This window comes from Rhodoluna sp., assembly GCF_044232805.1.
In the GTDB taxonomy this organism is placed as follows: Bacteria; Actinomycetota; Actinomycetes; order Actinomycetales; family Microbacteriaceae; genus Rhodoluna.
In genome coordinates, this window is sequence record NZ_JBIILG010000001.1 from 59483 (window position 1) to 83863 (window position 24381).

The window sequence follows — 24381 nt, forward strand, 5'->3', positions numbered from 1 at the left end:
TGTTTACACAGTTGTGGATAAACCTGTGTATAAGCACCTATCCTGTTGACTTTAACTGTCCACAGGGTTGGTTTTTGGCCTTAAATCAGCCAATTACACACTTATCCACAGGTTATCCACGGGACTTTTGCTTAACTCTGTTGAGGATCTCGGTGACCTGGTTATAAAGCGCCCTACGCTCCTTCATTAGGTCTGTAACCTTCTTGTTTGCATACATCACTGTGGTGTGATCCCGGTTTCCAAACAGTTGGCCAATCTTTGGAAGCGACAAGTTGGTCTGTTCCCTAATCAAATACATGGCAATCTGCCTTGCTTGGGCCACAGCTTGCTGCCTCGAGGAGCCAAAAAGGTCACTTGGGGTGATTGAGTAATACTTTGACACCTCCGCGATGATGTCGTTGGGGACGATAATGTTCTGCTCCCCTAAAGGGACAACATCCTTTAGGACTATCTGAACGAGGTTCATATCCACCCTGGTTCTGTTTAGGGCAGCGAAGGCTGTGACTCGAATCAAAGTGCCTTCAAGTTCACGGATATTGGAGGCAACACGAGCGGCCATATACTCAAGGATCTCGTCTGGGACCTTGATTTTCTCGTTCTCGGCCTTTTTCCTAAGAATGGCGATTCGGGTTTCTAGCTCAGGAGCCTGGATGTCAGTGATTAGACCCCATTCAAACCTGGAAAGCATCCGCTCCTCAAAACCTGTTAACTCTTTTGGCTGCAAATCAGAGGTGATGACAACCTGCTTGTTGTGATCATGCAGAGTGTTGAAGGTGTGGAAAAAGGCTTCTTGGGTCTGGTCTTTTCCTTGAAGGAATTGGATATCGTCAATCAGAAGAACATCAATATCCCGATATTCAGCCTGAAAGGCCGAGCTTCGGTTGTTCTGGATGGCGTTAATGAAGTCATTTGTGAACTCTTCGGAGGAAACGTACCGAACCTTGATTTTTGGATAAAGACTGAGGGCGTAGTGGCCAATGGCGTGCAGAAGGTGAGTCTTGCCAAGACCAGACCCACCATAAATGAAGAGCGGGTTGTATGCCTTTGCCGGAGTTTCCGAAACGGCAAAAGCTGCGGCGTGGGCAAAGCGGTTGGAACCTCCGGTTACGAAGTTATCGAAGTTATATTTAGGGTTTAATCTGGTGTCAAAAACTACCCCAACAGACCCGGTTTTTCTAGGGTATTCCTCAGACTGAAGGGATGGTGCGGATCCAATTGGAAAGACATTTTCAGGGGTCTCAGAAACGTTGGTTTTTCCCTCAATGTCTGGGTTTACCACAACGGCAAAGTTAGTTGGCCCGCCCATGAGAGCGCCCTCTTGCAAAACCTCAAGGATGTCGGTTCGGATCCGCTGCTCTAGCATTCCGCGGGTGAGGTCATTTGGAACCTCCAAATACAGAGTGTCCGCTAGGACACCCTTTGGTTCCACAAGGGTCAAAAAACCCACAAGTTGGGGGCTGAGGGATCCTTTGGTTGTGAGTCTTGAAACTACCGATGTCCATTGTTTTGCAACTTCGTCTAACTCACTCACTTAGATCCCCCTCTCGTCAATTTGAATAGTTTTCCACATAATTAACAAACATTTTTAGGGTTGTGGAAAACATCGAACACCAGACAAGTAGTCAACTGAAATCTAGGATTAAAAGCAAATCCAAGATTTGTGAATGTGATTTTTCTAGACAAAAAATTGGTAGGTTTTCGACTTGACCAAACACCCCTCGAGGCTCTAGATTTGAGAGGTTGCGCTGTAGCAAGGAACCAACAGCCCAATAAAATAAAGGCCACTAGCCGACTCACCTGGTTCCTAAATAAATTTTCGGAGTGTATTCAAATGAGCAAGCGCACTTACCAGCCAAATAACCGTCGTCGCTCAAAAAAGCACGGCTTCAGACTTCGCATGGCAACCCGCGCCGGCAGGGCAATTTTGGCTGCACGTCGTCGCAAGGGTCGCAAAGAACTTTCGGCCTAAAAACCAAAATGCTGGATCGGTCCAACCGACTAGTTCGAGGCGATGACTTTCGCAAGATAATGCGAATCGGCAAAAAACAATCCACCAGCCATTTGGTCGGGTATCGACTAATCGAAGAAGACCAACCTAAAAAATTCGGGTTGGTGGTTTCGAAGGCAAGTGGCGGAGCTGTCAAGAGGAATCTTTTGAAAAGAAGACTTAGGAGCCTAGTGAGGAAGCAATTGGAGTCTTTTCCCGCTGGCTCCCAGGTTGTGCTCAGAACCCTCCCGGGCAGCGCGGAACTTGATTTTCAGCAGCTTTCCGAAGATTTTGAGAAGGTCTGCGGGCTGAAATGAATGCCTTGTGGACAATTTGGCTGGTTCCTAGGAACCTGGTTGTTTTGTTCCTCAAGGGGTACAGGAAGTTTATATCTCCGCTTTATGGAGATGTTTGCAGGTACTACCCGACCTGTTCGGCTTATGGCTTAGGCCAAATCCAACAGCGGGGAGTGATTGTTGGTAGCGTGTTGACAACGGTAAGGATTGTCAGATGCAACCCTTGGTCCCAAGGGGGAATTGACCAGGTCAAGCCCTCAAACCAGAGGTTTTTTGTGCTAGAAAACGGCTTTGTTTCGCCAAAGCCCCAAGGAAGGTAATTAGATGGATCTGCTGTTTCCAATTAAATGGGTAATTGAGCTGATTTTGGTCAGTTTTCACACCTTTTTCACCTTTTTTGGCATAGCCGCAGAGTCTGGTTTGAGCTGGGTTTTGGCCATTGTTGGCCTAGTTCTGGTCGTTCGATCAGCTCTTATCCCACTGTTTGTTAAGCAGATTAAATCTCAGCGAAACATGATGCTAGTCCAGCCAGAGCTTCAGAAGCTCCAAAAGAAATACAAGGGCAAAAACGACCGTGAATCCAGAGAGAAGTTTGCCAAAGAGCAGATGGATCTATACAAAAGAACCGGATCTAACCCCCTGAGCTCCTGCCTTCCAATCTTGGTTCAAATCCCTATCTTTACGGGCCTTTTCTTCGTTTTGAACGACGCCCAGGCCCAAAAATCTGGTGTCGGCCTAATGAACTCCACCCTTGCAACCCAGTTCTCAGACGCCACCCTCCTCGGCGCAAAGCTCTCTGAAACCTTCCTGACCGCTACCGGAATCGAAGTCCAAATCCTGGCTGGAATCATGGTGGTTTTGATGTCTGCATCTCAGTTCATCACCCAGAAGCAGATCATCGCCAAGAACCAGAATCCTGATGTCCAAAACAGCCAATACATGCAGACCCAGAAGATCCTGTTGTACGTGTTCCCTCTAATCTTCGTAATCTCCGGAGTCTCCTTCCCTATTGCGGTTATCTTTTACTGGCTAACCTCTAACTTCTGGACCATGGGCCAGCAGTTCATTGTTATCCGCAACATGCCAACAGCAGGCTCCCCGGCATATCACGCCCGTATCAAGCGCTTAGCCAAGAAGGGCAAGCTTCCGAAGGAACTTCAGGAAAAGAAGGACACCGACGACGCTGCCCAGGCAGCAGCTGAAGCAGCCGAAAAGGCTCAACGAGACCAGCCAGTTTCAAAGAAACGGGCCAAAAAAGACCAGAAAAAGAAGAAGTAGGAAACCAAGATGGCAGATTTAGAAGAAAGCAAAGAAAGAACTGTAAAGCAGCTCGAGGAAGAAGGCGACATCGCCGCTGACTATCTCGAAGAACTACTTGACATAACAGATTTGGATGGCGATATTGATATCGATGTCCGTGAGGGCAGAGCCTATCTAGCGGTCACCGCTAGTAAGGATTCCAACCTAGCTTTGGTCTCCCATCCGGACACCGTCGAGGCTCTTCAGGAACTAACCCGTCTCGCTGTCCAGGTCAAGACCTCTAGCTATTCCCGCCTGATCCTCGATGTTGGCGGCTCACGACAGGCCAAGATCGACCAGCTCACCAAAGTGGTTGAGAAGTTCATCAGCCAGGTGAAAGAAACTGGCGAGCCAAAGCACCTTAAGCCAATGAGCTCTTATGAGAGAAAACTTGCCCACGACTTGATCGGCGAAGCTGGTTTGAGCTCGGAGTCCGAAGGCGAAGGACGCGACCGCCACATCGTAATTTCCAAGCCTGAATAGTTTCACGTGAAACAATTTGAGGCTGAGCCAGAATCAGCCAGGGCAATCTTTGGCCCCCAATTAGAGAAGGCCCGAGCCTTTGCCCAAAAGCTTGCTAACGACAGTGAAGACCTAGGTCTTCTTGGACCAAGGGAGCTGGACAAGCTCTGGTCCAGGCATATCCTGAATTCAGCTGTGGTGGCCGAAACCGTCAAACCAGGGGACCATGTTGCCGACGTCGGGTCAGGTGCAGGACTCCCAGGCATCCCAATGGCAATTGCGTTGCCAGAGGCTCACTTTGTTCTGATTGAACCGATGGAACGAAGGTCTACTTGGATGTTAGAGGTAATTCAGGAACTGGGTCTGACCAACGTTGAGGTTAGAAGAGCTAGGGCCGAAGAGGTCTTGGACCTAAAGTTTGACATCGTCACCGCGAGGGCGGTGGCCGCTCTGGATAAACTCCTTCGGCTGACCGTGCCACTTCTAAAACCGGGGGGTTCTCTGATTGCCCTTAAGGGATCTAAAGCCGCCGAAGAAATAGAGGCCGCGAAGAAGCTCCAAAAGAAGCTGGGAATTGCTTCGTTTGAGATCCAAATTTGTGGTGAAAAGTTTCTCGCTGAGCCCACATCGGTAGTCAAAACTACGCTAGATTCTTCCAAGGAGAACTAAATGTCAGAGCAGCCTTCAGAGACCACAGCGGTTACCAAACCGAGTGTTGTAAAGGGCCTGGGCTACCCTAACGGTCGACTTGAGAGTTCTCCACACCCCACAGGATGGCTTGTGGATAAGTCTGAGATTTCGGAGGTTTCACGTGAAACATCCCGATGATTTAGCGTCGAATTTGACCGACTTAGCTGATACTCCGCTGGCTCGAGAGCTTGTGGAAAACTCTCAACGTTTGGAGCAGGCCGGGTCTAAGGTTGTGGATAAACCTTTAACTACTCGAATCATCACTATTTCCAACCAAAAGGGTGGTGTGGGCAAAACAACTACCACAGTTAACTTAGCTTCTGCTCTTGCCTCTAAAGGTTTGAAGGTTCTGGTCGTAGATCTAGATCCACAGGGCAACGCGTCCACGGCCCTAGGAATTGATCACCACGCCGACATCAAGAGTATCTACGAAGTGCTAATTGACGATGTCCCTATGGCCCAAGTGGTTCAGGTAAGCACTGAGAGCCCAGGGGTTACCTGTGTGCCGGCTACCATCCATCTCGCCGGTGCCGAGATTGAACTCGTCTCCTTGGTCGCAAGAGAACAGCGCCTTCGCACTGCGATCGAGACGTATATTGCCTCAACCCCAACACCGCCAGATTTTGTTTTGATTGACTGCCCACCAAGCTTAGGTCTGCTAACCGTCAACGCATTTGTTGCGGCCAAAGAAGTTCTAATTCCAATTCAATGCGAGTACTACGCACTCGAAGGTTTAAGCCAACTTGTAAAGAGCATCGAGATGATCAAGAAGCACCTTAACCCTTCACTTGAACTTTCGACAATCTTGCTAACGATGTATGACTCAAGAACAAAACTTGCTTCGCAAGTTGCGGACGAGGTAAAACTTCACTTTCCAAATCAAGTTCTTTCAACAATCATTCCAAGATCAGTTCGAGTTTCCGAAGCACCAAGTTATGGACGCACTGTAATTTCTTACGATCGAACATCACCAGGTGCAATTGCATATCTGGAAGCAGCAATAGAAATGGCAAACAGAGGAGCAGTTCGTGGCTGAGAAAAAAGGCGGTCTCGGTAGAGGCATTGGTTCATTAATTCCAACTTCAGATAAAACTACTGAACGACCGGTGGACATATTTTTTCCAGCCGGTGGAACAAGAGAACCAAACCTTGTTCCAGTTCCTGGTGCACGCTTTGGTCACCTAGACGTTCAAGCAATTGTTCCTAACCCAAAACAACCAAGATCTGTTTTTGAACCAGTTGCTTTTTCAGAACTCGTTCATTCCATTCGCGAGCTAGGTGTTTTGCAACCGATTGTCGTAAGAGAAAAATCTGAAGGCAAATATGAATTGATCATGGGGGAGCGAAGACTTCGCGCATCCAAAGAAGCAGGACTGACAAAAATCCCTGCAGTTATTCGTGAAACAGCAGATGAGAACATGCTGCGCGATGCACTTCTAGAAAACCTTCACCGCAGTGATCTAAACCCACTCGAAGAAGCAAGTGCTTATTCGCAGCTCTTGGAAGATTTTGGAATTACTCAAGAACAGCTCGCTGAGCGCATTGGTAGATCGCGTCCACAAATCACCAACACCCTGCGTTTGTTGAAGTTACCGGCGAGCGTTCAAAGACAGGTCGCATCGGGCGTTTTATCTGCCGGTCACGCAAGGGCAATTCTTGGTGCAGCAGATGCATCGCGCATGGAGTACTTCGCGACCAAAACAATAAACGAGGGTTTGTCAGTTAGATCTTTGGAAGAAATTGTTGGCATCGATAAGCCAGAAAACAAGAAGCCAAAAATTATCCAGGGGACCCGTCAAGATCTTTTGAAGGAAATTGCCGAGGGACTTAGCGACCAGCTAAACACGACTGTGAAGATCGCTCTTGGTCGCAAGAAGGGTCAATTGATTATTGACTTCGCAACGGTCGCGGATTTGAACCGAATCTTGGATGAGATTGGTTATAAAAAAAAGGGCTTTTAGAATAACCACCCTCGGGGCCGATACAGTTTCAGCCAAACATTAGATCCGAATCTCATTTCACCCACCCTGCACTTTCATGCCAATTTTGTCTGACACACCCGAATTATCGGAAACCCGGAAATATTAGACATTAGAATTTTACGGAAGAAAGGTGAGCTGTATGTCGATACTAAGAGAACAACTACGTTGGGCAAAGAGAGGCTTTTCAGTACCAGCTCCCGGATTGGTAAAGCGTGGCTGCCTCACTAGACATGGATTTATAGACGCTACGTGGATTGAGACTGGAACTTTTTGGGGGGAGACCACCAACTTCTTATCAAAGACAGCCAAGCGAGTAGTAAGTATTGAGCCACAGCCAGAGTTATTCAAAAAGGCCCAGCAAAGATTTGCTGAAGTAAAGAACGTCGAAATCATAAACGGGCTAAGCGAAGATGTCTTTCCTGTTCTTTTGCCGACAATTCAAGGCAGAGTGAACTTCTGGCTAGATGGCCACTATTCCGCAGGACCCACACACCTCGGCCCTCAAGAGACTCCAATAGTTGACGAACTTAAAGCGATAACTGACAACATGAAAAACTTTCATGGGGTGTGTGTAATGGTTGATGATATCCGCCTTTTTGGTAACACCGCTTCTGCTTTGCAGGATCCGGCATATCCGGACATTGACGTTTTAGTGAATTGGGCCCGAGCAAATAATTTGCCGTGGACCATCGAGCAAGATATTTTTATTGCAAAGACAATTCTGTAAATTTTTTCAAAATAGCATCTAGTCTCAGAATCCTAGACCGCGGGTCGCGAACAAAATTCCATTGATTACCTTTTGTGTCTTTTAGGCAAGGAATTCAGCAAGGTCAGCAACAATTGCCTGCTTAGGCTTTGCTCCAACCATTTGCTTGACCAGTTGGCCACCCTGAAAAATACCCATAAGAGGGATTCCAGTAACGCCATATTGCATGGCTAGTTGTGGCTCTTCGTCCACGTTTACTTTTACGATTTCGATCTTGTCTGAGTACTCAGCTGCGATCTCGTCAAGGATTGGGGAAACCATGCGACATGGCCCACACCACTCGGCCCAGAAGTCCACCATTACCGGCTTCGGGTTTGACAGCACATCCGCCTGGAAAGAAGCGGTGGTTACATTCTTGGGTGCCATGATTTCTCCTAAATAATCGATCTGTTCTAAATCTACTGCGAGCCTATGAGTTATCTGTGAGGAAATGCTCAGCGTCTAACGCTGCGACACAACCCGAACCCGCTGCTGTGATTGCCTGACGGTAGGTCGGGTCAATCACATCGCCACATGCAAAAACCCCAGGTAGCGAAGTCTTTGAGGTTCGACCATCTACCTTGATGAACTTGTCCTCAGTTAGTTCCAGCTGGTTCTCAACCAACCAGACTCGTGGGTCGTTTCCGATGGCAATAAATAGGCCATCTAAATCCAGTTGGGACTCAGCTCCTGTCACCGTGTCCTTGAGTTTCACTCCGGTTAGCTTGCCTTCGCCAAGAAGCTCTTCAACGCCTGCGTTCCAGATGAACTCAATCTTGGGATTGGCCTTTGCCCTATCCTGCATAATCTTTGAGGCTTTGAGCTCATTCCTTCGGTGAATGACATAAACCTTTGATGCGAAACGGGTTAGGAAGTTAGCTTCCTCCATGGCGGAATCTCCCCCACCGACAACAGCAATAGTTTTTTCTCTAAAGAAGAAACCATCACAGGTTGCGCACCAGCTCACACCGTGACCAGAGAGCTCCTTTTCCTTAGGCAAACCAAGCTCACGGTAGGCAGCCCCGGTAGCCAAAATGACAGCCTTGGCTTCAAAGGTTTCTCCGGTGCCAATCTTGACGATCTTTGGGTTTGCCTTGAGGTCGACTTCCACCACGTCTTGTAACAAGATCTCTGTTCCGAAGCGTTCTGCTTGAGCCTGGAACTTCATCATTAGATCTGGTCCCATGAGTCCATCTGGGAAACCAGGGAAGTTTTCAACATCGGTGGTCTTCATAAGCTCACCGCCAGCTTCGACACTGGAAGCAATAAGGAGAGGCTTCAGGCCTGCTCTTGCGGCATAGATTCCCGCGGTGTATCCGGCGGGGCCTGATCCGATAATGATGACTTCGCGCATCTTCTTCTTTCTTAGTGTGGCGGCAATGGCGACCACTCAACAAGAACTAAGTTTAGCGACGCAGTATTCCGCGAATTCCCTTAAGGGCGCTATCTATTTCCCGAACACCTAGAAGCTTCAAAACCAAGACGTAAACAAGAAGCATGGCTGTTCCCGTGGCAACGATAACCATGAGAGCACCGGCTATAGAACCGAGGCCCAAACTGCCTTCAGCGGTTCCACCTAAGGCCAGAGTCATCCCGTAGCCAACCACAGCAGCAGTAACAGCTGCAACCAGCACCCTTAGTGTCAGGCCCTCACCCTTTGGCGCAGTTCCAATGAGACCGATCCGTGCTCTTAAGAACAAGTAAGCAACCAGCGCCTGGATCAATATGGTTGCGCTGGTGAGCCCAGCAAGTGACATAACCAAAAATTCAGAGGTCATAGTGAAAAACAAGGTGATTGAACCGGCGATGTGAATTGCTATCTGGATAGTTGTGAAAACAAATGGCGTTCTGGTGTCCTCAAGGGCAAAAAATGCCTTTTGAAACATGAACACCAAACCAAAGGGGACCAAACCAAACATGGTTGTAAACAACACGTTGCCTAAAGCAACTGTTGATGGATACTCTCCAACAAACACCCTGGCAACCGGATAGCTAAGAAGAATAAGGGCTATTGACGAAAACACATTCACCAAAACAACCACTCGAAGAGCGGCACGAAGATCAATCTTCATTAGATCGATTCTCTTGTCGTGAACATGCTCACTCATCTTTGTGAAGTAAGCCGTAGCTATCGAAACTGTCACTACGGAGTGAGGAAGCATGAAAAGCAACCAAGCAATCAACATGGCTGCAACTGATGCAATCGCTAGATCCTCTGATCTATCCGCTACTGCCCGAGACGCTACGAAGGTCTGAACCAAACCACCAATTTGTGAAACCAAGACCATTCCAATTGTCCAAGTGGCCGCCTTCATCGCGGGACGAAGTCCAACCCCTTGCCAAGAGAAGTTCAGCGAAAAATTTATTCCGATTTTCTTCCAAGACAAAAACAATATGAGTGCTTGGGATGCGACGCCCAAGGTTGCAGAACCTGCCAGAAGAGCAATTTGATCTGGTCCCCAACTTTCGACAGACCTAGCCCCGACTGGGTCCGCTCCAAAAACCACAAAGAAACCAATCAGACCAATTAGCGCAACAACGTTATTTAGAACTGGAGCCCACATGTAAGGACCAAATGCACTTCGAGCGTTTAAAACTTCCCCAAGCATCGCGTAAAGACCGTAGAAGAAAAGTTGCGGAATGCACCAGTAAGCAAACGCGGAAGCAAGTGCCAACTGAGCCGGAGACCATCCGGTTGTGTAAATGGAAATCAAGAAAGGTGCCGCGAGGGTAGCAACTACGGTCACCGAAGCAAAAACCACAATCGCCAAAGTTAATAGGCGGTCAATGTAGCCAAGGCCACCATCTTTGTGAGATCTAGCCTTTACTATCTGAGGTACCAGCACCGCAGACAGGACACCACCAGCGATAATCGCGTAAACGTTATTGGGAAGCTGGTTTGCAACTCCGAAGGCATCTGCGGCATCGGTAGTAACACCGATTGTTAGTGCCAAAACCACGGTGCGTATAAATCCAAGAATTCTGGAGGCTATTGTTCCACCGGCCATCAATAATGATGATTTGGCGACACTCATAAGTTTCCCCTAGCTAGTTCTTGATTTACGCGATGTTCGAATAAATCCCACGACTGACAACAAAGCAACTAATCCAAAAAACAACCCTATTGCCCAAGCTTCAACATCGGGATTAACAGTGAGTTTGATTGGCACCTTTGGGCCGATTTCAACTCCACTAATCGAAGTCAACCAAGCCACCATAACCACATCGCCGCTACCGATTGCAGAAACTGGAAACTGAGCGTTGACAGTTGAACCCGGTTGAATGATTAGCCAATGGGTTGTCTCCTCAACAATAAGTTTCGGGCTGGTAGAAACTAGGTGCACAATTACTCGCACCGGATTACCCTGGCTATTATTCACAACCACCGGAAAACTTGATTCTCTAGCAACCAGCGTGATATCGGATCCGCCGAGAATCGAAACACCATCAGCGGGGACCACTGTTCTCTCAGCTGGGAATGCAGGCATTGCTGCCAACCCAAGTGAGGCAGCGATGGCAACAATTAGGACAATTGTTATTTTCTTCAACTTCGAACCTCGATAAGTTCTAGAGCCACTTTGGCAATTCTTTTCTCATTTACATGAGAGAGCCTATTGATAAGCTCGCTCAATTTTACCCAAGCTAGTTCACTTGCCTCATGATTTGGATCGTGCTCCATGGTTAGCTCACCGGATACTTGATTCATTAGGTAGACGTGCACAGTTTTGGAGACGTTCTTACCTTTTTGATTAAAGGTGTAGCTCACATCCCCTAGGTAATCTGTGATCTCCGCACTCAGGCCCGTTTCTTCAAAAACCTCTCGGAGTGCTGCCTGCTCATTGGTTTCATTGGGCTCCAAATGTCCCTTTGGAATACACCATTCGAGTTTTCCACCACGATTAAACCTCGCCATAAGCGCCACCAGAGTGGAATCAGTTTTAGAAACCACAAAACCACCAGCCGAGACTTCAACAACGGGAGCTGGCTTTTCACGGGTCATATTGTTAAGCCTAACCTCAAGAACAAATGGGCCTATTTTGCCTGATAGAAACCACCTATTCGTTGTGGCAAGGTTGAACATATGCATTCATCCGACGCCATGAAAAACCTCGAGCGTGTTACAAAAACACCGCTTCTTGATTCGCTCGGAGCAATGTTTGAAAGCGCAGGGTATGAGCTAGCCCTTGTTGGAGGACCGGTCAGAGATGCAATTCTTGGTCGAGTAGCACCTGATATTGACCTAACCACAAACGCCACTCCAGAACAGATTCTTGAAGTCATTAAGGGCAAAGTCGATACCCACTGGGAAATCGGAAAACAATTTGGAACCATCGGCTGCCGAATCGGCGACAATCAAATTGAAATTACAACTTATCGAACCGATAAATACGATTCTGACTCAAGAAAACCTGAAGTAAAATTCGGAACGGATTTGAAGCACGATCTACAACGCCGTGACTTCACCGTAAACTCCATGGCTCTAACTCTTCCTGCTCGGGAGTTTGTTGACCCATTTGGAGGGTTGCGTGATCTGGGTGACAAGGTTCTGAAAACCCCAGGTAAGCCAGAAGACTCTTTTGGAGACGATCCTTTACGAATGCTTCGTGGAGCCAGGTTCGCATCTCAACTTGGGTTTGAAATTGAACCGGCAACCTTTGAGGCAATGCAGGCAATGCGCCAAAGACTCGAAATTGTCTCTGCAGAAAGAATTCAAGTTGAATTACAAAAACTTATGCTTGGGGCAAATCCAAGAAAGGGTCTTGAGGCACTAGTTGATTCGGGGCTTGCAGGAATAGTCTTGCCGGAGCTTCCTGCTCTAAAGCTCGAAACCGACGAACATCACCACCATAAGGATGTCTACGAACACACCCTCACTGTTGTCGAGCAAGCAATCGACTACGAAAAGGATTACAACCTAGAGCCAGATTTCGTGTTGCGATTTGCAGCACTGCTTCACGACATAGGAAAGCCGGCAACAAGAAAACTGGAACCAGGCGGGGCAGTTAGTTTCTACCACCACGATGTGGTGGGAGCCAAGCTTGCCTCCAAGAGAATGAAGGCGCTTCGATTCGATAACGACACTACAAAAGCCGTATCCAAGCTCGTAGAGCTTCACTTGCGGTTCTTTGGCTACAGTGATCAGTCCTGGACCGATGCCGCAATAAGAAGGTACGTGCGCGATGCTGGGGAGCAGCTTGTTCGGCTACATATACTTACTCGTTCCGATGTAACTACAAGAAATAAGCGCAAAGCTGACCAGCTTTCCCACGCCTATGACGATCTTGAGAAAAGAATTGCAATTGTCATGGAGCAAGAAGAGCTCAATGCCATGAGGCCTGATCTAACTGGCGAGGAAATAATGGAGATTTTGAATCTGAAGCCAGGTCCAAAGGTAGGCAAGGCCTATAAGTACCTTTTGGAGCTTCGGATCGAAAATGGCCCACTTGGCCCAGAGGCTGCCAAGAGGGCCTTGCTGGAGTGGCACTCTAAGGGCTAGACTCTTGAAGTTGCCTAGATTTCGGCTCTGAAATAAAGAAATGAAATCAAGAAAACAGATGCCACATACCCTCCTGTCATGGAACGTCCATGGCCGCTCTAGTCCAAAGGAGGTGGGTTAGCTATGCATCAGTATGAAGTAATGGTAATTCTCGACCCAACAGTTGAGGAAAAGACCGTTGAACCATCAATTCAGAAGTTTCTTAAGGTCATCACTGACGCCAAGGGAACAATCGACATCCTTTCCATTTGGGGAAGACGCCGCCTGGCTTACGAAATCAAGAAGCAGACCGAAGGTATCTACGCCGTCATCAACATGACCGCACCTTCAGAAGCTGTTATTGAGCTCGACCGTCAGCTAAACATTTCTGAAGCCGTTATGCGCACCAAGGTATTGCGCGCAGAAGACGTTCAGTTCACCATCACACCTATTGAATACTCTCCAGAGCGCCCGGCCCGCAAGCCATATGCCAAAAAGGGTGACTCAGATTCAAGATCTGACTCTCGTTCAGACTCTCGTTCAGACTCTCGTTCAGATTCCCGTTCAGACAGCAAGCCTTCATACAAGAAGGAAGAAGCTGTGGCTGAAGTAGCAGCGGTGGTCGAGTAATTATGGCTGGAGAAGTAAATATCACTGTCGTTGGCAACTTGGCTGACGACCCAGAACTTCGTTACACCCAAGGCGGCATTGCAGTTTGCAGCGTGCGAGTTGGTTCAACTCCTCGAGCTATGAACAAAACCACAAACACCTGGGAAGACGGCGAAACTGTTTGGGTTCGTTGCACCGCTTGGCGTGAACTTGCAGAAAACGTAGCTCAGAGCCTAACCAAAGGTTCTCGTGTTGTAGTTTCTGGTCGCCTAAAGGCACCTTCTGCTTACCAGAGTGCTCAGGGAGAATCTCGTGCATCACTAGAGATGGAAATCGAAGAAATCGGTCCATCACTTAGATATGCAACGGCAGCTGTTACCCGTCGCGCTCGCGAGGGTGGACCAGCTGGTGGAGCTGCACAAGTTCAATCAGACCCATGGGCAAACACTCCAGCTGCTCCGGCAGCTGCCAAGGCCGATGACGGCTGGGCTAACCCAGGTGCACCTGCATCTGACGACACACCTTTTTAAAGATTAGAAACTAGGAGAAATAAATGGCTGGAAAAACCGACCCACGTCGTAAACCCACTAGAAACTCGAAGCTAGACAAACTAGCTCCAGTTAAGTTCATGAAGGTTGGCATAATCGATTACAAAGATGTTGCAACCCTGAGAAAGTTCATCTCTGACCGCGGAAAGATTCGCGCTCGCAGAATTACCGGCGTCTCTGTTCAAGAGCAGCGCCTAATTGCAACCGCTATCAAGAACGCACGCGAGATGGCTTTGTTGCCATACGCTGGCGCTGGCCGCTAAGGAGAAACCCCATGTCAAAGATCATTCTTACCAATGAGGTTTCTGGCCTTGGCTCCGCTGGAGACGTTGTTGAAGTAAAAAACGGTTACGCACGCAATTACCTACTGCCTAGAGGATTTGCCGTTACTTGGAGCAAGGGTGGAGAAAAGCAAGTTAGCTCTATCCGCGCAGCTCGTGACGCACGTCAACTAGCAACAGTCGAAGAAGCACAAACTCTAAAGGCAAGACTTGAAGAGGATTCCGTGAAGCTTGCAGTCAAAGCCGGCGTTGGCGGAAGACTGTTTGGTTCTGTGAAAACTGGCGACATCGCTGCTGCTGTTTCAGAAGCTGGCCTCGGTCAGATCGACAAGCGCAAGGTTGAAATCCCAAACCCAATTCGCTCTGTTGGTGAGTACCTAGCAACCGTGAGATTACACGGTGACCTAGTTGCAACCATCAAGCTAAAAGTTGTAGCCAAGAAGTAAACTGCTATTGCTTTAGGGCTACAAAGTTTCTGCACTCTAACTAAGAGGAGAGTCAAAACAGGTGAGAAAAACGCTTGGAATTGGCTTGATGCTTGGCTGGCAAGATATCAGGCAGTCATACCGAAGAAGTGTTTTTGGTCAGCTTTGGATAACTATCGGTATGGCAGTAACAATTTCTGCTATTGGAATAGTCTTCGGAACGATATTCAACACTCCACTAGAAGTTTTTCTTCCTTACCTGGCTTCTGGACTAATTACTTGGGGTTTGATTGCCGGAATTCTTAATGAAGGCAACCAGGCGTTTATCGTCGCAGAGGCAATGATCAAGCAGCTGCCACTACCAAAGATTGTTTATGTGGTTCGCGTTGTTTGGCGGAACATTATTGTGTCTGCGCACAACATCGTGATTATGCCAGTTGTGATTCTCCTCTTTGGAGGAGGAATTACCTGGGCATTACTTTTGTGGCCGCTTGGAATTTTGCTGGCCGTGTTCGCTCTATCCGGAATGGCAATGATTTTTGGAATTGTGGCAACAAGGTTTAGAGATCTCCCTCAAATTATCAGTGCTGCTTTGACCGTTGCTTTCTACATAACACCAGTTATTTGGATCAAAGAAAGCCTTGGGGATAACGAATTAGTTGAGGCCATCGTGAGCCTAAATCCGCTGTATCACATTTTGCAGGTAATGAGACTGCCATTGATCAGTCAATACCCGTCTCTTGAAAACTGGATATGGGTTGTGGTGTTGGGAATAGCCCTATGGACAATAGGACTTCTGTTATTCAAGAAGTACGAAAAAAGAATTGCGTATTGGGTATAGACATGGCACACATAAGACTAAAGAACGCGTCCGTAGTACTTCCCATATATAACTCGTCTGCCAGATCACTTACTAATACTCTTGTGAGTGCTGCTACCGGAGGAGCTCTAACTGCTCAACGAGGCGGCCACCTAAGTATTGAAGCCTTGAAAGAACTGAATATTGAGATTAAATCTGGCGACAGGGTAGGAATAATCGGTCACAACGGTGCCGGAAAGAGCACTCTATTAAGACTTTTTACTGGAGTGTTCGAGCCAAGCTCCGGAACGGTTGAGCGATCAGGCACCATTTCCTCCTTGGTGGATATCTCTCTTGGCATTAATCCAGAAAACACCGGAAGGGAAAATATCCTTCTTCGTGGAAAGCTCATGGGTCTTTCAAAGAAACAAATCAATCAAAAGATTGACGAAATCATTGAGTTTTCCGAACTCGGCTATTACGTGAATTTGCCAGTTCGCATTTATAGCTCTGGAATGCTTTTGAGGCTAGCTTTTTCGGTTTCGACATCAATGTCTGCAGACATCCTAATTATGGACGAGTGGCTTTCTGTTGGAGATGGAGCTTTTGCCGAGCGAGCGAGCAAGAGGCTGCAAGATTTAGTGAATCAGTCAGAAATACTTGTTATTGCAAGTCACAACAAAGAGCTGATCGAGCAAACATGCAACAAGGTCGTGTGGATGGAACACGGAGTAATTAAAAAAGTTGGCCCCACCAAAGAAATCGTTCAAGACTATTTCGGCTAGAAAATCCTTCACTTGGGCTCATCGGTTAGCCGCGTAGAATCCCACGGTCTCAGCTAGCTTTTCCTCAAAGTTTCCATGTGTTGGTTTCCACCCAAGCTCAGCCTCTGTCGCTGAAGCATCAATCGCGTATCTCAAGTCGTGGCCTGGGCGATCACCAATAAATTCGATCCAGTCCTTCGGTTTGCCCATGATTTCAAGCAACGCTTGAACAACCTGCAGGTTCGAGCGTTGATTGTCTGCACCCAGAAGATAGGTCTGGCCAATAACACCCTTTTCAATAACAGCCCAAACACCATCGTTGTGATCATCGACGTGGATCCAGTCCCGAACATTTGCCCCATTGCCATAAAGCTCAGGCTTGGCTCCGGAGTTGATTAGCCCGATCATGCGCGGGATTAACTTCTCTTCGTGTTGGTATGGACCAAAGTTATTGCTGCAGTTAGAGATAGTTGCCCGAAGGCCAAAAGAACGAACCCAGGCCTTAACCAGGTGATCACTCGAAGCTTTGGAAGCAGAGTATGGAGACGAAGGGTTGTATGGGGTGTCTCTAGTGAACTTGTCTGCTCCATCAAGGGCCAGGTCTCCAAAAACCTCGTCAGTTGAAACGTGGTGCATTCGAACATTGTTCTTTACACACGCTTGAATAAGTTCGAAAGTTCCGAAAACGTTTGTCTCAATAAACGGGCGCGGAGATTTCAATGAATTATCGTTATGACTCTCGGCAGCGAAATGAACAACGACATCTGCTTTTGCGACAACAGATTCCACGATTTTCGAGTCGCAGATATCCCCTTGAATAAACTTGTATTTACCCTCGAGCCCTTCTAAGTTTGAGAGACGCCCAGCGTAGGTAAGAGAATCTAGAACGGTGATTTTTACATCGGGGCGAGTTGCGAGTGTCCTGCGGACAAAGTTCGAGCCGATAAATCCAGCTCCACCCGTGACAACGACCTTCAAAATGCCTCCCATGACTCTGTAATAGGCTATCAGCAGGGCGATTCATGTTTTGGGGGGAACAATGAGCACTGAAAGCTTTAGCGCGGTGAAAGGAAAAATGAAGGGCATAATTCTTGCCGGCGGATCCGGAACCAGGCTCTACCCCCTCACCATCGCAAACTCTAAGCAGCTGATGCCGGTATACGACAAGCCGATGATTTACTATCCGATGAGCACACTGATGCTTGCAGGAATCGTCGAAATTTTGGTGATCACCACGCCTCACGAAGCCGAGCAATTTAAGAGACTTCTCAAAGATGGTTCACAGTGGGGAATAAAAATTAGCTATGCAGAACAACCCGAACCCAAAGGCCTTGCCGATGCATTTGTTATTGGTGAAAAGTTTATTGATGGCGAAAATGTCGCACTGATTCTTGGAGACAACATTTTCTACGGCAGTGGCTTAGGTCAAACACTTAGTCGAATGAAGATTCGCCCAGGCGCGACAGTGTTTGCCCACCGAGTAAAAAACCCACAGGACTATGGAGTCATCGAGTTTGATGAATCGGGCAAAGTACTTTCGATTGAAGAAAAGCCAGCCAAGCCGAAGAGTAAATATGTAATTCCAGGCCTCTATTTCTACGATCACAAAGTTTCTGAGATTGCAAAGAAACTCAAGCCCTCAGCCCGCGGTGAGATTGAAATCTCGGACCTGAACACGGCTTATCTGGACAAAGGCGAATTACAGGTAGAAAAACTTGATCGTGGTACCGCCTGGTTGGATACCGGCAGCATTGATTCTCTCCACGAAGCCGCAGAATTCGTAAAGGTTATTGAACACCGACAGGGAACAAAAATCTCTGTTCCAGAAGAAATTGCTTGGCGACTTGGTTACATCGACGATGCCCAACTAAAAGCAGAGGCAAATCGTTTTCTCAAATCAGGCTATGGCAAGTACCTGATGGATTTACTTCAGTAGTCCTAAGGCATCGTCTTTGGCTGCAAGCCAACGATCTTTCCAATCAGCAATCGGCACAACCAAATTGCTCGAGTTGTCCAAAACACTGTATTTCGGTCGCTTTGCCGCCGTTACAAACTCGCCGCTAGAAACTGCTTCGATCGGGTACTCACCAACTACTTCAGTTGCAAAATCAAACCAGCTGGCTCTTCCCGAAGATACGGAGTGGACAATGGCGGGTGCGTTCTCTAGTTGGGCGTAACTAAGAATCTGTTCCGCTAGGTCTCTGGTCCAGGTTGGTTGTCCAAACTGATCGTCTACAACTCTTAGCGGGTCACCCTGCAATACTTTCTCATGCATAACTTTTGGAAAGCATCTTCCGTGTGCACCATAGAGCCAGGCAGTTCTAAAAATTGTGTAATTGGCTTCTGAGTCTTCAACGAGCTTTTCACCGAGTAACTTAGAGCGACCATAGGCGCCTTGTGGATTTGGAATCGCATCAGTTGCGTAAGGAATCTCAGAGTTACCATCAAATACGTAATCGGTAGAAAGGTGCAGAAACTTAGCACCAACCAATTTTGATGCTTGGGCTAGCTTGCCCGCGTAATCGCCATTCACAAGGTTTGCTAGTTCGCTTTGTGACTCAGCCTTATCCACTGCGGTGTAAGCAACAGCATTTACTACAGCATCAAAACCTTCTAGCGCAGGAGCAATGCTGTCGATTGAATCATCTAGATTGAGCGTCTCGCGATTAAGCCCCAAAACCTCATAGCCTCTATCGGCCAGAACGAGCATCATCTCCGAACCTAACATCCCGCGATTTCCAATCACAGCAAATCGCATGGAAATCCCTTCGTTCGGTAGTCTTAGGATAATCAAACTATCAGAGGGACAAATGAGCTTCACACCGCTTAGCATCCAGGGTTCCTGGGTTTTCACCCCTCAAAAATTTGACGACGAACGCGGCTCGTTTCATGAAGTGTTCAAGCTACCCGCAATATCGGAAACATTAGGATTCGATTTTCAGGTGAAGCAAGTCAACCAATCTGTTTCCAAAGCCGGAGTAATTCGAGGTATTCATTGGGCGGATGTTCCTCCAGGGCAGGCAAAGTATGTGTTCTGCCCCAGGGGGTCAATCTGGGACATTGTCGTTGACATTAGAGTCGGCTCCCCAACCTTTGGAAAATGGGATGCCGATGTGATCTCAGAAAAAAACGGGAAAGCAGTTTTAATAAAAGAGGGCTTGGGGCACGTCTTTCTAACGCTCGAAGAGAACACGGTCGTGAACTACCTGTGTAGCGAACCGTACAACCCAAGTGCCGAGCACGAGATAAATCCACTGGACGAAAAGATTGGAATCCCATTTGCTGACAAATGGAGCAAATCAGAATTTTTGACCAGCCCAAAGGACACAAACGCTTACTCTCTAGCAGAAGCAAATCTAAAAGGACTTCTTCCAAATTATTAAACCCAAGCCCGGTGTGAAAAAACTGGAATTCTAAGGTGACAAGGAGGTGTGACTTGTTAGTTTCTTCAGTAGTTGGTTATTTGGCTCGCAAGTTAGACACCAGAAGCTGGCACCTTTCAAATCTGGTTAGTTTCGATAACGACCACGACACGCGGTCCAACACCATAAATCTCGAACCTAAAGTTTCAATCATTATTCCAACTAGAGACAAGCCCAAACTGCTTCGAGCCTGCATTGATTCGATTCGAGAAAATACGAATTACTCGCACTACGAACTTCTAATTGTTGATAACTCTTCAATCGAACACGAAACAAAAGATCTTCTAGCCCATTATGAATCCGAAGGGGTTTCAATCCTGAAACACCCTGGAGTCTTCAACTACTCGGCAATCTGCAACTTTGCTGCCACCAAGGCCACGGGTGAGTACCTTTGCTTTCTTAACAACGACACTGAAGTGATCTCCAGTAACTGGCTAAGTTCCATGGTCGAGCACGCGTCTACAAGTAGTGCTGGATTAGTGGGTGCCGTTCTTAGCTATCCAAATGGATCCATTCAACACGCGGGGATAGCTCTGGGCTATACCGGAATTGCGGGTCATCCATATCGCGGAGAATCCAAATATGACTGTGTTCCAGAAAGTTGCTTCCAAGTTAGTGCAGTAACTTTTGCCTGCGCGATGATCGCGAGAAGAAAGTTTTGGGAAATAGGGGTGCTAGATGAGAACTTCCCATCAGGATTTAACGATGTGGATGTCTCTATTCGCAGCTCAAACCATAAATACAACAACATCGTTTGCGTGAAGGCTGAGCTAATTCACCGCGAGGCTCAAACAAGAGCAAAATCTCTAAGCACGAAAGGTTTCTGGCAAGCAGTCAAAGATGTAATAGCCATTCTTCGAAAGCACCCTGGAAAGATCAGAGAGTCTTTTTTCGAACCGCATACCTACGGACGTAAGCCGCAAAGCCCACGAAAGAAAAAATAGACAAAATTGACAAAATTCCTGATCGAAGCGCTATCAACGCAAAAAATCTGAGATATTTGGCACTCAATTTTACTAACGGTAATGTGACCAAGAGGTATCTGAATTTTGTGTAAGAGCTCACTTCATTGCTTGACTTTACGAGGGACCTAAACTCGATAAGTCTGGAAAGCCTCTCCAAATAGTTTTCACCGCCACTAAAGGCAGCCTCAATAACATCACCTGAAAAACGGTAGGCAAACCTCTTATACATTAGGGTCCCAAAAACATGTATGCCCTCCACCGAGCCTTCCGGGAACGTCTTGAGTAACTTCTTAAAGTAAATGAATCTACTCCGGGCCATAGATTCGGTGAAAGATGTACTTGAGGTGTTGATTGTCCAGACCGTTACCGCCTCCGGAGTGAACCTATTTGAATATCCAGCCAAGAAGAACCTTAAGAATAAATCATCGTCTTCGTAACCGCGCAGTTCTGGATCAAAACCTCCAACAGCCAAGAAAGCTTTCTTGTCTATCAGCGTGGCTGAAGGAACTATGTACATGTTTTTTCCGACCAGAGTCCTTAAGTCCTTGTGCGGGTGTTTCATTTTCACGTTTACAGAGGAGTGCGAAAGAATTTGGCCGGCTTCACTCGATCGCCATAGGTCACCATAAGAAAAGCCAAATTTCGGATCATCGAAATCGGCATTTTCCAGAAGGATTTGATTGTGTTTAGGAAGATAGTAATCGTCTTGATCCAGAAAGCAAATGTAATCTGAGGTTGCTTCGGAGATTCCAAAATTTCTGGCAGAAGACTGGCCAGAATTTTCTTGGTTAAGAATTCGAAAATCAAAGCGCTGTTGGAGACTGACTAGAAACCCCGACTCATCTTCGCTTGAGCCATCATTAACCACAATCACCTCGCTAGGCTGAATTGTTTGATTTTGAATACTCTCTAGAGCACGCTCTATCCAACGAGAGCCGTTGTAGAAAGCGATGACTACCGAAACACTCGTGCTAGCCAAGAAATCTCCTAGGTTTAGTAGTCGTTTGCCTCACTAAATAATAGCTCATGCCTTACTGGGACTAAGTAGGTCACTTTCCTCCACGTATATAAGAAACTTGGAATTTGCGATTCTTGTAAGCTCGTAAGTGATCGGAGGCACGAATTAAGTGAACGACCAGACCGCTAATCTTGCGTGGCTCAGAGTTGGCAGGAAAACACTTGGGAGCTTGGATCTCGGGCTTCATTTGAATACAACTGTTTTCCTTGGACTTTACAAAGGTGAGCAATACATCAAGGAGCGCATTCAAGACCTGGAAGCGCAAACTTCCCAGGATTTCTATCTTGTCATGGTTGACAATTGCTCTCCTGGTTTCGATTTGAGTACTTTAAGTAACCTTCTTGAATCATCCAAGAAATTTGCTAACCGATACAAACTTGTTCAAAACCCGATCAATTTGGGCGGACTCGGTTCGTTTCAGTTGAATCTGGATTTGGTGCCTACAGCCTGGATCACATTTTTTCACCAAGATGACAAATACCTCCCTAACCACGTTGAAAGTCACCTACAAGCAATAAAAAGCGGAAATGAATCGCTTAGCTCAGTGTCTACAGATCTAGGCTCACTTAATTCAGAAGGCAAGAAAGTTCCTGTGCCACCAAGGGCAAACTGGTTTATCGACAACAGCAGTGAACAAGCCACCTTTCTTGCCAATGTAGCTGAACAAGTTGTTCCATTTGCGTCACTGTCAATGCGCAAAGCAATTTTTGAAGCAGACCAAGTCGCGATGCACACCGTTGCTTTCTCTGACTCAGAACAAACACTCAAGAGCCTTATGCGAGGCGAGCATGAGTTTATAAAGAAGCAGACAGTCCTATACAGAGAAAACCCAATCAGCGAGTCCCACACCCAGGGAGCAAAAGTGAGGACCTTCTCGGCTACCATCGGTCTACTCAAGGTCTTTGCGTCTGATCTGTTTATTGATTACGCTCGCAAGATTTCATCTAATGACCGCGGTCCATTCGTCGCAAAACTAGAAGACGCCATTCGACGTCGAATTCTTGACTCAGCTTTTGCCGATTTAGTTTGGACCACGGCCTTAGAGCAGCTAAATGTTGCCTGGCAGTACGAAGAACCAAACAGCACAACAGCTACACGGGATGTTTTCAATATTTTGGGCGAGTCATACACGCCAGACATTCTCAACGCCATCCTCTCCCAATTAGACACCGCTAGTCACTATCAGAAGAAAACCACCGATGCTAAATCGCCGAACTCAATGGGAACAGGTAATAACTTAAGTGAATCGACGCAAACAATAAAAAAAAGAAAGTGGACGCTTTTGTCTTTGTTGTATCAAGTAGTTGGTCGGTTGCCCTACTTTATGCGACGAAGAATTTTCAAGCTTTACAACTCGATGACCTCGAGGTCACAATCAAAACCCAAAGGGACCCTTTAGATAGTGGGAAACTCGTTCAAGACGATAATGCCCCTAGGTCCAAATAGTGGCACAACAACTAAGCCAGATGATGAGAGCTTTGCGAAATTCGTGCAGTCTCTTGGTCGAAATCCACCAGAAGGCAGCGAACCAGGTGTTTATGTCTTTCTGGATTTTGACAACGACCCATCCGAGAAATTGCCAAAGAACGATGTGAGAGCACCTGCTGTATTGATTCGGCAAGAACCAAGTGTTGTTAGGCCGCAAAACTATAGAACTGATTACCTAAAACACATGAGCATTGTGATTGATGTTGGCCGATCCCCCTTTGCGTCAAAGTCCAGAATTAACTGGCCGCAACGTTGGACCTTAGAACACCTAGTCTCACCCAAGATCGCCAGCAGTGAAAGAATCGATCGTTTTGCAATAATTAACGCCAACAAAATGAGCTTCGCTAAAGGAGAGCTTTACACCCTCCGCAGAATCGCCGCTCAGAACTCCACAGACATAGATGTCTGGGGTTTTGATTGGGACATGCCTTGGTTTAGGAGAGCCACTAAGGCTTTCGAGGAGTTATTGATTCCCCTAAAACATGGTTTTGGAATCAAACCAGCTGCGATCAATGGCTGGTTTAAATCGCCTCTCTCATTTAAGGGCACCAGCAAGGACAAGCTTTCCACCCTGGCTTCTTATAAGTACGCGCTGGTGATTGAAAACAGCATCGAGTACATGTCAGAAAAACTCTTTGATTCTTTGTTTGCCGGTACTTTTCCCATCTACGTGGGCCCAAATCCAGTTGATTTTGGAATACCTGAATTTGTCTCCATTCACTCAAAGCCCGACATCAATTCGATAATGAAGGCGATTGAGCAAGCTAGGACAATCGACTTGGAATCTTGGAGAACCTCGGTTCTCGCCTGGCTAAAGTCTGACGGTGTTGAAGAGGCTTGGTCGGGGCCATTTGTGACTCAGCAAATTATTGACAGAATCGATGAGTCTCTGCGCCCTCTTTAAGTGGCGACCATGGGGGGATGGGCGAGTTTTTACACATCTATAGACCCTCAGGGGGGTCTTTAGACTTTCAGCCATATTTGTTTTCCACATCCAGTGCCCAACAGATCACTAAGCAGCGGGTCTTCTAGCCCATATTTACCCACAGCTGTCTCCACAGGTAAAGGGCAGTTATTAGAGTGTTTCCCCAGGTTTATCCACAGCTTTATACACACCGTGGCTTT

At 47.1% G+C, this 24381-nt stretch carries 31 protein-coding genes; 22 read left to right on the forward strand and 9 right to left on the reverse strand.

Annotated elements, in window-relative coordinates; translation table 11 throughout:
• Positions 1 to 112: 112 nt before the first annotated feature.
• Entirely contained in the window at positions 113 to 1531 is a 1419-nt protein-coding gene (gene dnaA, locus AC9UES_RS00285) for a chromosomal replication initiator protein DnaA (protein WP_509525474.1), read from the reverse strand.
• A 300-nt stretch (positions 1532 to 1831) separates the two neighbouring features.
• Between dnaA and rpmH the strand changes: the two genes are divergently transcribed.
• From rpmH to AC9UES_RS00335, 10 genes are all read left to right on the forward strand, one after another.
• Positions 1832 to 1969 carry a 50S ribosomal protein L34 gene (gene rpmH / locus AC9UES_RS00290; protein ID WP_509525476.1) on the forward strand — a complete coding sequence of 46 codons (138 nt, stop codon included), beginning with the start codon at positions 1832 to 1834 and terminating at the stop codon, positions 1967 to 1969.
• Between the two features lie 8 nt (positions 1970 to 1977).
• Positions 1978 to 2304, forward strand: coding sequence for a ribonuclease P protein component (gene rnpA / locus AC9UES_RS00295; protein WP_509525479.1), 327 nt, complete (start codon positions 1978 to 1980; stop codon positions 2302 to 2304).
• The gene (gene yidD, locus AC9UES_RS00300) at positions 2301 to 2603 is read left to right on the forward strand and encodes a membrane protein insertion efficiency factor YidD (RefSeq protein WP_509525482.1); all 303 of its coding nucleotides are present in this window, start codon (positions 2301 to 2303) and stop codon (positions 2601 to 2603) included. Before rnpA ends, yidD begins: the two co-directional genes overlap by 4 nt.
• A gap of 4 nt (positions 2604 to 2607) precedes the next feature.
• Positions 2608 to 3561: a membrane protein insertase YidC gene (gene yidC, locus AC9UES_RS00305; protein WP_509525484.1), complete on the forward strand. Its 954-nt coding sequence runs from the start codon at positions 2608 to 2610 to the stop codon at positions 3559 to 3561.
• 9 nt (positions 3562 to 3570) lie between these two features.
• The gene (locus AC9UES_RS00310; RefSeq protein ID WP_509525486.1) at positions 3571 to 4065 is read left to right on the forward strand and encodes a Jag family protein; all 495 of its coding nucleotides are present in this window, start codon (positions 3571 to 3573) and stop codon (positions 4063 to 4065) included.
• Between the two features lie 6 nt (positions 4066 to 4071).
• A complete protein-coding gene (gene rsmG, locus AC9UES_RS00315) occupies positions 4072 to 4713 on the forward strand; it encodes a 16S rRNA (guanine(527)-N(7))-methyltransferase RsmG (RefSeq protein ID WP_509525488.1) in 642 nt (213 codons plus the stop codon).
• On the forward strand, positions 4714 to 4872 hold the full coding sequence (locus AC9UES_RS00320; protein ID WP_509525490.1) for a hypothetical protein: 159 nt from the start codon (positions 4714 to 4716) through the stop codon (positions 4870 to 4872).
• Entirely contained in the window at positions 4856 to 5770 is a 915-nt protein-coding gene (locus AC9UES_RS00325; RefSeq protein WP_509525492.1) for a ParA family protein, read from the forward strand. The genes AC9UES_RS00320 and AC9UES_RS00325 overlap by 17 nt, the downstream gene beginning before the upstream one ends.
• A complete protein-coding gene (locus AC9UES_RS00330; protein ID WP_509525495.1) occupies positions 5763 to 6695 on the forward strand; it encodes a ParB/RepB/Spo0J family partition protein in 933 nt (310 codons plus the stop codon). The genes AC9UES_RS00325 and AC9UES_RS00330 overlap by 8 nt, the downstream gene beginning before the upstream one ends.
• Before the next feature lie 160 nt (positions 6696 to 6855).
• Positions 6856 to 7443, forward strand: coding sequence for a hypothetical protein (locus AC9UES_RS00335; RefSeq protein ID WP_509525497.1), 588 nt, complete (start codon positions 6856 to 6858; stop codon positions 7441 to 7443).
• Between the two features lie 81 nt (positions 7444 to 7524).
• Here AC9UES_RS00335 and trxA read toward each other — a convergent pair whose 3' ends face one another.
• From trxA to AC9UES_RS00360, 5 genes are read right to left on the reverse strand one after another with little or no spacing between them, the layout of a single operon-like run.
• Entirely contained in the window at positions 7525 to 7851 is a 327-nt protein-coding gene (trxA, locus tag AC9UES_RS00340; RefSeq protein WP_509525575.1) for a thioredoxin, read from the reverse strand.
• 40 nt (positions 7852 to 7891) lie between these two features.
• Positions 7892 to 8815, reverse strand: a complete 924-nt coding sequence (gene trxB, locus AC9UES_RS00345) for a thioredoxin-disulfide reductase (protein ID WP_509525577.1) — start codon at positions 8813 to 8815, stop codon at positions 7892 to 7894.
• A 52-nt stretch (positions 8816 to 8867) separates the two neighbouring features.
• Positions 8868 to 10496: a murein biosynthesis integral membrane protein MurJ gene (murJ, locus tag AC9UES_RS00350; RefSeq protein WP_509525499.1), complete on the reverse strand. Its 1629-nt coding sequence runs from the start codon at positions 10494 to 10496 to the stop codon at positions 8868 to 8870.
• A 9-nt stretch (positions 10497 to 10505) separates the two neighbouring features.
• Positions 10506 to 11009, reverse strand: coding sequence for a DUF6049 family protein (locus AC9UES_RS00355; RefSeq protein WP_509525502.1), 504 nt, complete (start codon positions 11007 to 11009; stop codon positions 10506 to 10508).
• Positions 11006 to 11461, reverse strand: coding sequence for an NUDIX hydrolase (locus tag AC9UES_RS00360; RefSeq protein WP_509525505.1), 456 nt, complete (start codon positions 11459 to 11461; stop codon positions 11006 to 11008). Before AC9UES_RS00360 ends, AC9UES_RS00355 begins: the two co-directional genes overlap by 4 nt.
• An 81-nt stretch (positions 11462 to 11542) precedes the next feature.
• On the opposite strand from AC9UES_RS00360, the gene AC9UES_RS00365 reads away from it, so the two are divergent.
• The 7 genes from AC9UES_RS00365 to AC9UES_RS00395 all read left to right on the forward strand — a co-directional run bounded on the left by AC9UES_RS00365 (position 11543) and on the right by AC9UES_RS00395 (position 16384).
• Positions 11543 to 12958: a CCA tRNA nucleotidyltransferase gene (locus AC9UES_RS00365; RefSeq protein ID WP_509525508.1), complete on the forward strand. Its 1416-nt coding sequence runs from the start codon at positions 11543 to 11545 to the stop codon at positions 12956 to 12958.
• A gap of 123 nt (positions 12959 to 13081) precedes the next feature.
• Positions 13082 to 13567: a 30S ribosomal protein S6 gene (rpsF, locus tag AC9UES_RS00370; RefSeq protein WP_509525510.1), complete on the forward strand. Its 486-nt coding sequence runs from the start codon at positions 13082 to 13084 to the stop codon at positions 13565 to 13567.
• A gap of 2 nt (positions 13568 to 13569) precedes the next feature.
• On the forward strand, positions 13570 to 14076 hold the full coding sequence (gene ssb, locus AC9UES_RS00375) for a single-stranded DNA-binding protein (protein WP_509525512.1): 507 nt from the start codon (positions 13570 to 13572) through the stop codon (positions 14074 to 14076).
• Between the two features lie 23 nt (positions 14077 to 14099).
• Complete coding sequence (gene rpsR / locus AC9UES_RS00380) at positions 14100 to 14357, forward strand: 30S ribosomal protein S18 (protein ID WP_506557816.1); 258 nt, start codon at positions 14100 to 14102, stop codon at positions 14355 to 14357.
• Between the two features lie 11 nt (positions 14358 to 14368).
• Positions 14369 to 14821 carry a 50S ribosomal protein L9 gene (gene rplI / locus AC9UES_RS00385; RefSeq protein WP_509525515.1) on the forward strand — a complete coding sequence of 151 codons (453 nt, stop codon included), beginning with the start codon at positions 14369 to 14371 and terminating at the stop codon, positions 14819 to 14821.
• A 61-nt stretch (positions 14822 to 14882) separates the two neighbouring features.
• Complete coding sequence (locus AC9UES_RS00390; protein WP_509525517.1) at positions 14883 to 15641, forward strand: ABC transporter permease; 759 nt, start codon at positions 14883 to 14885, stop codon at positions 15639 to 15641.
• 2 nt (positions 15642 to 15643) lie between these two features.
• On the forward strand, positions 15644 to 16384 hold the full coding sequence (locus AC9UES_RS00395; protein ID WP_509525520.1) for an ABC transporter ATP-binding protein: 741 nt from the start codon (positions 15644 to 15646) through the stop codon (positions 16382 to 16384).
• A gap of 18 nt (positions 16385 to 16402) precedes the next feature.
• On the opposite strand, the gene rfbB is transcribed toward AC9UES_RS00395, so the two are convergent.
• The gene (gene rfbB, locus AC9UES_RS00400) at positions 16403 to 17353 is read right to left on the reverse strand and encodes a dTDP-glucose 4,6-dehydratase (RefSeq protein WP_509525523.1); all 951 of its coding nucleotides are present in this window, start codon (positions 17351 to 17353) and stop codon (positions 16403 to 16405) included.
• Positions 17354 to 17438: 85 nt separating this feature from the next.
• Here rfbB and rfbA point away from each other — a divergent pair, with 85 nt between their 5' ends.
• Positions 17439 to 18299, forward strand: coding sequence for a glucose-1-phosphate thymidylyltransferase RfbA (rfbA, locus tag AC9UES_RS00405; protein WP_509525579.1), 861 nt, complete (start codon positions 17439 to 17441; stop codon positions 18297 to 18299).
• On the opposite strand, the gene rfbD is transcribed toward rfbA, so the two are convergent.
• Positions 18288 to 19121 carry a dTDP-4-dehydrorhamnose reductase gene (rfbD, locus tag AC9UES_RS00410; protein ID WP_509525525.1) on the reverse strand — a complete coding sequence of 278 codons (834 nt, stop codon included), beginning with the start codon at positions 19119 to 19121 and terminating at the stop codon, positions 18288 to 18290. The genes rfbA and rfbD overlap by 12 nt on opposite strands.
• Before the next feature lie 52 nt (positions 19122 to 19173).
• Between rfbD and AC9UES_RS00415 the strand changes: the two genes are divergently transcribed.
• Together AC9UES_RS00415 and AC9UES_RS00420 are read left to right on the forward strand one after the other, a co-directional pair.
• Positions 19174 to 19746, forward strand: coding sequence for a dTDP-4-dehydrorhamnose 3,5-epimerase family protein (locus tag AC9UES_RS00415; RefSeq protein ID WP_509525527.1), 573 nt, complete (start codon positions 19174 to 19176; stop codon positions 19744 to 19746).
• Positions 19747 to 19799: 53 nt separating this feature from the next.
• Positions 19800 to 20729, forward strand: coding sequence for a glycosyltransferase family 2 protein (locus AC9UES_RS00420; RefSeq protein WP_509525530.1), 930 nt, complete (start codon positions 19800 to 19802; stop codon positions 20727 to 20729).
• Here AC9UES_RS00420 and AC9UES_RS00425 read toward each other — a convergent pair.
• Positions 20662 to 21729, reverse strand: a complete 1068-nt coding sequence (locus tag AC9UES_RS00425) for a glycosyltransferase family 2 protein (protein WP_509525533.1) — start codon at positions 21727 to 21729, stop codon at positions 20662 to 20664. The two genes, AC9UES_RS00420 and AC9UES_RS00425, sit on opposite strands and share 68 nt — an antisense overlap.
• A gap of 148 nt (positions 21730 to 21877) precedes the next feature.
• Between AC9UES_RS00425 and AC9UES_RS00430 the strand changes: the two genes are divergently transcribed.
• Together AC9UES_RS00430 and AC9UES_RS00435 are read left to right on the forward strand one after the other, a co-directional pair.
• Positions 21878 to 23167 (forward strand): glycosyltransferase, encoded by a 1290-nt coding sequence (locus AC9UES_RS00430; RefSeq protein WP_509525534.1) that lies wholly within the window; start codon positions 21878 to 21880, stop codon positions 23165 to 23167.
• 3 nt (positions 23168 to 23170) lie between these two features.
• Positions 23171 to 24160 (forward strand): hypothetical protein, encoded by a 990-nt coding sequence (locus AC9UES_RS00435; protein WP_509525536.1) that lies wholly within the window; start codon positions 23171 to 23173, stop codon positions 24158 to 24160.
• The last annotated feature ends 221 nt before the right edge of the window (positions 24161 to 24381 follow it).

Coding starts and splice junctions, on each gene's coding strand:
- rpmH (WP_509525476.1), top strand. CDS start 1,832: ATGAGCAAGCGCACTTACCAGCCAAATAACCGTCGTCGCTCAAAAAAG.
- rnpA (WP_509525479.1), top strand. CDS start 1,978: ATGCTGGATCGGTCCAACCGACTAGTTCGAGGCGATGACTTTCGCAAG.
- yidD (WP_509525482.1), top strand. CDS start 2,301: ATGAATGCCTTGTGGACAATTTGGCTGGTTCCTAGGAACCTGGTTGTT.
- yidC (WP_509525484.1), top strand. CDS start 2,608: ATGGATCTGCTGTTTCCAATTAAATGGGTAATTGAGCTGATTTTGGTC.
- AC9UES_RS00310 (WP_509525486.1), top strand. CDS start 3,571: ATGGCAGATTTAGAAGAAAGCAAAGAAAGAACTGTAAAGCAGCTCGAG.
- AC9UES_RS00320 (WP_509525490.1), top strand. CDS start 4,714: ATGTCAGAGCAGCCTTCAGAGACCACAGCGGTTACCAAACCGAGTGTT.
- AC9UES_RS00335 (WP_509525497.1), top strand. CDS start 6,856: ATGTCGATACTAAGAGAACAACTACGTTGGGCAAAGAGAGGCTTTTCA.
- trxB (WP_509525577.1), bottom strand. CDS start 8,815: ATGCGCGAAGTCATCATTATCGGATCAGGCCCCGCCGGATACACCGCG.
- murJ (WP_509525499.1), bottom strand. CDS start 10,496: ATGAGTGTCGCCAAATCATCATTATTGATGGCCGGTGGAACAATAGCC.
- AC9UES_RS00360 (WP_509525505.1), bottom strand. CDS start 11,461: ATGACCCGTGAAAAGCCAGCTCCCGTTGTTGAAGTCTCGGCTGGTGGT.
- AC9UES_RS00365 (WP_509525508.1), top strand. CDS start 11,543: ATGCATTCATCCGACGCCATGAAAAACCTCGAGCGTGTTACAAAAACA.
- rpsF (WP_509525510.1), top strand. CDS start 13,082: ATGCATCAGTATGAAGTAATGGTAATTCTCGACCCAACAGTTGAGGAA.
- ssb (WP_509525512.1), top strand. CDS start 13,570: ATGGCTGGAGAAGTAAATATCACTGTCGTTGGCAACTTGGCTGACGAC.
- rpsR (WP_506557816.1), top strand. CDS start 14,100: ATGGCTGGAAAAACCGACCCACGTCGTAAACCCACTAGAAACTCGAAG.
- rplI (WP_509525515.1), top strand. CDS start 14,369: ATGTCAAAGATCATTCTTACCAATGAGGTTTCTGGCCTTGGCTCCGCT.
- AC9UES_RS00395 (WP_509525520.1), top strand. CDS start 15,644: ATGGCACACATAAGACTAAAGAACGCGTCCGTAGTACTTCCCATATAT.
- rfbB (WP_509525523.1), bottom strand. CDS start 17,353: ATGGGAGGCATTTTGAAGGTCGTTGTCACGGGTGGAGCTGGATTTATC.
- rfbA (WP_509525579.1), top strand. CDS start 17,439: ATGAAGGGCATAATTCTTGCCGGCGGATCCGGAACCAGGCTCTACCCC.
- rfbD (WP_509525525.1), bottom strand. CDS start 19,121: ATGCGATTTGCTGTGATTGGAAATCGCGGGATGTTAGGTTCGGAGATG.
- AC9UES_RS00415 (WP_509525527.1), top strand. CDS start 19,174: ATGAGCTTCACACCGCTTAGCATCCAGGGTTCCTGGGTTTTCACCCCT.